General features: G+C 32.7%; 3 protein-coding genes. All 3 read left to right on the plus strand.

Features of this window, described 5'->3' with window-relative positions; all coding sequences use genetic code 11:
- The first annotated feature begins 79 nt into the window (after window positions 1-79).
- Window positions 80-493, plus strand: a complete 414-nt coding sequence (locus FTV31_RS16665; RefSeq protein WP_042087981.1) for a conjugal transfer protein TraD — start codon at window positions 80-82, stop codon at window positions 491-493.
- 67 nt (window positions 494-560) lie between these two features.
- Window positions 561-785, plus strand: coding sequence for a hypothetical protein (locus FTV31_RS16670; protein ID WP_018680094.1), 225 nt, complete (start codon window positions 561-563; stop codon window positions 783-785).
- Between the two features lie 32 nt (window positions 786-817).
- Window positions 818-1,420, plus strand: coding sequence for a hypothetical protein (locus tag FTV31_RS16675; RefSeq protein ID WP_179995850.1), 603 nt, complete (start codon window positions 818-820; stop codon window positions 1,418-1,420).
- Window positions 1,421-1,629 lie beyond the last annotated feature (209 nt).

Genomic DNA, 1,629 nt, shown 5'->3' on the forward strand with positions numbered 1-1,629 from the left:
CTCGAACGTAAATATTTTGTTATCGTTCTTTGAGTATTGAGCCTGTGCTTTTGCGGTATCTGAATTAATGGAATTGAATATGAATAATGATTGGCTGTCTGAAAAAATCACCTATATTTCTGCTTTAAAGAATCCTAGTGATGCTCAAAAACTTTTACTTGAATTAGCCAAAATTCAGTACAGAACACCCGACCAAGAGAAAAAGATCAATGCCTTGATCAAAGCTGAAAAAGCCATAGATCGAGCAAATAAGCAAAAAGTTGCAGTTAGAAAATTACTGAATGCAGAAAAAGAAGCTGAACGTAAAGCTCGTACACGTCATCTCATTCAATTAGGCGCATTATTTGAAATAGCTAACCTAGATCAACGTGACCCAGCCGAATTACTTGGCGTTCTTCTAAAAACTGCTGAAATAGACCCAAATGATATGAAATGGCAAATTTGGAAGGATTTAGGACAAGAAACCTTAAATCAGCGTAAAAAAAATAATTAACTGATTACTTAATTTATTTATTTGGTAAAATCAAAAACTTATTTTATTAAGTTTTATAGAGTTTTTTATGAAAAAAACAATTATCGGGGCATTAGCTGTTTCAACACTTTTACTTTCTGCATGTAGTACATCACAACCTATGTGGAGAAAAGCAGGAATTACTCCACACGATGTTAATAATGCTTTAGCAAAATGTCGCTATGACGTAGGTTTAGCTAAAGTAAATCAAAATGAAAAAGCTGAAATGATACAAGATTGCATGATGGCACAAGGTTTCAGATATACCTATTAATCTTTATAAAATTCAAATAAATAGGTTTATTAATGAAAAAGTTCATAGGTTTCATATCCATCGCTATTTTTTGTACAAATTCTTTAGCAGAAATCCCTGTAAAAAATAATAGTATCCCTTTCAATAAGCTTCCTATAGAAATTAAAGAAGCAGTCCAAACTAATTATATTGAAGCATGTCAAGGTATAGCTGAAGATGAAGAAATGGCTATTAAAAATCCAAAAATCACTTTCCATAAAGGATTTTTGGTAAATGTAGATTTTAATGGCGATGGACTAAAAGATTACATTATCCGATCTTCAGCAGTTACCTGTGAAGGTGCTTACTCTATGTTTACTGGAAGTAGTGATGGCTTTATAGATATCTATTTTCAAAATGAGGCAGGTAAATACAATCATGTACTTAATTATTGGTTAGGTCGTGAAGGTTTAGGACTTCAAAAATCAAAAGATGGATATCGTTTTATATCTGAATATAACAACAGTTATTTAGCTTGGGATAAATCTATAAGTAAGTTTATTTCATATTATGGTCCCGAAAAAAGAAAAGATATTTTGGACATAAATGATGAAAACTCTACGACTAGTCAAACTTCTACAGAAAAAGGTGAAGTTTTAAGACAAGCATTTAATTAAGATATACTTTTACTACTTAAATAGCCTAAGCAGAAAAGAGGGTGTAATATAATTCCGCCCTCTTACCCCCCTCTAAAAAACAAATGCTCTCAACTTCTCAACTCGCCCCCAAAGCGTCGCACTTCGTGCTTTGGCTTTGGAAACGGTTGAGAGAGTTTCGGCAATACTCTCCCTAAAGGCGGTCATTTAAAAAAATGACGCATCCTTTA

This window comes from Acinetobacter sp. YH16031 (assembly GCF_013417335.1).
Taxonomy (GTDB): Bacteria; Pseudomonadota; Gammaproteobacteria; order Pseudomonadales; family Moraxellaceae; genus Acinetobacter.